This window comes from Bradyrhizobium sp., from assembly GCF_049512235.1.
Classification (GTDB): Bacteria; Pseudomonadota; Alphaproteobacteria; order Rhizobiales; family Xanthobacteraceae; genus Bradyrhizobium.
Genome location: NZ_JBEKXH010000515.1, coordinates 1 through 4398, shown reverse-complemented (window position 1 = coordinate 4398; position 4398 = coordinate 1). Strand labels below are relative to the sequence as shown.

General features: G+C 67.1%; 2 protein-coding genes and 1 pseudogene. 2 read left to right on the top strand and 1 reads right to left on the bottom strand.

What is annotated here, in order from left to right; genetic code table 11:
* Positions 1–1498, top strand: a 1498-nt coding sequence (locus ABSG20_RS30785) for a tannase/feruloyl esterase family alpha/beta hydrolase (RefSeq protein WP_423868225.1), incomplete at its 5' end; no start/stop codon positions are given.
* Positions 1499–1672: 174 nt separating this feature from the next.
* Positions 1673–3208, top strand: coding sequence for a L,D-transpeptidase (locus ABSG20_RS30780; protein WP_423868224.1), 1536 nt, complete (start codon positions 1673–1675; stop codon positions 3206–3208).
* 495 nt (positions 3209–3703) lie between these two features.
* Here the strand turns inward: ABSG20_RS30780 and ABSG20_RS30775 are convergent.
* Positions 3704–4398, bottom strand: a pseudogene (locus tag ABSG20_RS30775) (hypothetical protein); the annotation flags it as partial.

Below are 4398 nucleotides of genomic sequence, written 5' to 3'. Positions count from 1 at the left end.
GAGCGATGCGAAGCCGGTGGCGGCCGCCGGAACGGCGCCTGGCTACTGCGAGGTGCGCGGCTCGGTCGTCACCAAGGGCGCGGGCGTAGCCGAGGGTCAAGCGCGCTTTGCCATGCAACTGCCCGATGCCTGGCAGCAGCGCTTCCTGTTCCTCGGCGTCGGCGGCAACGCGGGCAACCTGGTGGCCTCGGCGAACGTCACAGACCGCGGCCTGGCGCTGGGCAAGGGCTACACGACGATCCTGACCGACACCGGCCATGTCGGCGACGGCGCCAGCGCCAAGTGGACGCGCCTGCCGGACAACCGGCCTGACACGGTGAAGAGGACCGATTTCTTCTATCGAGCTGCGCACGACGTCACCGTCGCCGGAAAGGCGTTCGCCGAGGCCTACTACGCCGCGAAGGTGGAGCACGCCTATTTCGACGGCTGCTCGACCGGCGGACGCATGGCGATGATGGAGGCCGAGCGCTACCCCGAGGACTATGAAGGGGTGATCGCCGGCGATCCGTTGATGAGTTCCACCACCTCCGCGGCGCGCGCCGTGGTGCAGAAAGCGGCGCTGTCATCGCCTGCTGCCTACATCCCGGAAGCCACGATTGCGGCGATCGACGCGCGGGTGACAGGACGCTGCGATGCGATCGATGGCGCGAAGGACGGTCTCGTTCAGAACCCCTCGGCCTGCCCGGTCCATGCCGAGGACCTGCTCTGCCGCGCCGGTGAAACGGAGGCCTGCCTGAATGCGGACCAAATGCGGGTGCTGAAGAGCTACACCTCGCCGTTCCGCGACAGGCAGGGACATGTCCTGTTCGGCCCGTGGGCGATCACCGACCTCTCGGGGCCTCAGGGTCTCGCGTTCAACGCGACCGGTCTTACAGCGCCGGACCTGTCCAATCTGGCATCGCCGTGGAAGGCCGACCCCAAAGCGGCGCCGCGGTCCTGGGTGATCGTGGACGAGATGTTGACCTACTGGCTCGGCCTCGGGCCCGGCGCGACGGTCGCTGAGCTGGATATCGATCCGCCCGCCAACAGGGTGGGCGACAAGACGCTCGCGATGATGAATGCGACCTATGCCGAGGGGGACACGCGCGATCCGGCGCAGCTGAAGCCGTTCATCGCGCAGGGGCGCAAGATGATCCTCTATCACGGCGCCAGCGATCCCTCGATCCCGGCGTCGCAATCCATCGCGTTCTACCGGGAGCTTGCCGAGCAGCAACAAGGCATCGAGCGCACGCAGGAAAACGTGCGGCTGTTCCTGGTGCCGGGAATGCACCATTGCGGCGGCGGCCCCGCGCCGGACCGGTTCGACACGCTATCGGCCATCGAGGCATGGGTCGAGCACGGCAAGGCTCCGGATGCGATCCAGGCGAGCACCGGGCCGGAAAGCCCGGTGCAGCACCGGCTGCCGCTCTGCCCTTACCCGAAGCAAGCGCGCTATCGCGGGACGGGAGAGATCACCGATCCCTCGAACTGGAACTGCGCGGCTGAAATTGCCGAGTAGCGCGCCGACCCGGCCGAAACGGCGCCCTCGCCGCTGCTCTCTGGTCACCGGAACAATCGTCCCCAGGAGCGAATTGGCAGCGTTGACGGCGGCAGTTAATTAATTAATCCGAACATCGCAATCTGACACTTGATCGACGTAAAGCGCGGATAGGCATATCAACCGGGGCATGGCATGCTAAATCGATTGACGACGGCGCAATCCACCGGGGCGATGCGGCGCTGTAGGCGCCCCGCCATGGTGACGCTCGCAGCGATGGCCGGCCTTTTGGCGCTGACCGCCGACGCCGCGGCGAGACAGGCGCGCCCCGCGCCTGCCACCGCGGCTGTGGCGCCGCGCGATGCAGGCGAGCCGATCATGGCGATCGTATCGATCAAGACCCAGCGGGTCACTTTCTACGACGCCGATGGCTGGATCCTGCGCGCACCGGTATCGACCGGCATCACGGGACGCGAGACCCCGGCCGGCGTCTTCGCGGTCATCGAGAAGGACCAAGACCACCACTCGAGCCTCTATGACGATGCCTGGATGCCGAACATGCAGCGCCTGACCTGGAACGGCATCGCGTTGCACGGCGGGCCGCTGCCCGGTTACGCGGCCTCACATGGCTGCGTGCGGATGCCCTACGAATTTGCGGAGAACCTGTTCGACAAGACCAGGATCGGGATGCGGGTGATCATCGCACCGAACGACGCAGCCCCGGTCGCGTTTTCCCACCAGGCGCTCCTGGTGCCGAACGCGGACGCCGTCGCGGCGGCTCCGGCGCGTGCCGAGAGGCTCGTCGACGAGGCCGCGGAGGCCGCCGAGACGGCCGCCGAGGCGAAGCAAGCGGCCGCGACGGCGGCGCGCGAGAGCGCATCGCTCACGGCATCGATCCGCAAGCTCGAATATCTCAAAACCCGTGCCGACGCCGAGCTCGCCTTCGCCGACAAGGCGCTCGCCGCCGCAAAGACGGACCAGGCCAAAGCGCGGGCCGAGGACCTGAAGCAGAAGGCCGGGCCCAAGGCCGCGGAACTGGGGACGCAACTCGACACCGCCAAGGCCGACGCGAAGTCGAAGCTCGACGCCGCCGCCGCCGCCAAGGACGCTGCCAAGGCGGCCGCGGCCAGGAAATCCGACACCGCCAAGGCGGCGAGCGAGGCCCAGCTCGCGCTCGAGCCGGTCTCGGTCTACATCAGCCGCGCGACGCAGAAGCTTTACGTGCGGCGCAACACCCATAAGCCGTGGCCGGACGGGGGCGAAGTGTTCGACGCCACCATCGAGGTTCCGGTCACGATCCGCGATCCCGACCAGCCGATCGGCACCCATGTGTTCACGGCGGTGGCGCGCAACGAGGCGGGCCTGCGCTGGACCGCGGTCACGATCGACAGCGCCGACGACGCCAAGGACGCGCTCGACCGCATCACGATCCCGCAGGATGTGCTCGATCGCATCGCGCCGACCGCCGTGCCGCGATCCTCGATCATCATCTCGGACGAGCCCCTGAGCAGCGAGACCAACTATCGCACCGAGTTCGTCGCGGTGCTGAACAACCAGCCCCAGGGCGGCTTCGTGACGCGCCGGCCGACGGCCGACGTCGCGGTTGCCAGCGGCAACTTCTGGGACGACGGCCTGGGGTCCCTTTTCCAGCCCAATCGGAACGCCCAGCCTGGCACTACGCGCCTGCGCAGCGGCCCGACCTATTATCCGGTACAACGGGGCTGGTGGTAAGACGCGGCACGCCGCGCATAGGCCGCAGGGTCGCTCCGGGTCAATCGTGTCGGTTCAGGCGTCAACGCCGAGCCGCTTGGCGTCGCGGCGGATACAAGCCAGATTTCCAATGCTCGAATTCGGTCGCGACGATGGCCTGCCGGATCCGCTACCTTTCCGATTTGGAGGCGGCCTTGGGCGAGCGCAAGGTCGATCTGGTCGTGGAAGGCCCCGCTCGCAAGAACGGTTAAATCGACCGCGTAGCTCGAGAATCCGGAGTGCTTCTGTGAGTTCGGCCGAGTCCGCGGTCGAGTCGTTGCACAGTGCGCTGGCCGATGCGCATCAAGCCGCCGTGGACGTTGCGACCGCGGCGGGAGTATTAGCAAGTAGCCCGCATAAGCGCAGCCATATGCGGGATCAGCGCCAACAGGCAAACCCCGGATGTCGCTTCGCTCATCCGGGCTACGCTCGCCACGCTCGCTGGGCTCGCAATGACCTGGGCAGCGGCCGACGGAATCAGACCTTTTCCGGATCAGGCGCGGCTTGCTGATGTCCGTTGTCGTCATGGTGAGGGCTGGCTTCCTCGCCAAGCGGTGGCGCCTGGTGATGGAGAAAGGCCTCCTGCTGCGGTTCGGCCGCGGCGGGCGGGGCCAGCGGCGGCTCCGCTTCGGCCGTGTTGTCGGCTTCGGCCGTCTTGGCGGCTTGGGGCTGCGCCGCTGCGGCTTGGGCCGCTGCCTGCTCCTTGGCGGCCGCAAGCTGGTTCGCGGTAAGCTTATATGCCACGAAGGGGCCGAGCACGAGCGCGACCAGCGCAACGACGAGCGCAAAGCCTGGCGATATATTGGATGTGTTCTGCTGGTCCTCGTCGAAATTCTTTTTCAAGTCGTCGATGTCCTTCTTCATCGCGTCAACGCGCTGCGCCACCGCCTCGGAGGGGGCGGTGTTGGCCTTGAGCGTATCGGCGACCTGGGCCACGAGCTTGGCTTGGGAGGCCGCGACCTCCTGCCGCAACGCTTGCGCCGCCTTGTCGCCGGTCTCCTTGGCGTCCTTCAGCAATTTGACCTGGTCGGAGCGCAGCGCGTCGATCTGGTCGAGCATGATCTGCGCGGCCTTATCGCTGCTCGACTTGGAGTCCTGGATCAGCTTGAGCAGGTCGGAGCGAAGCATGACGGTCTGGGCGATCTTGTCGCTGTTTGCCTTGCCATCGTCGG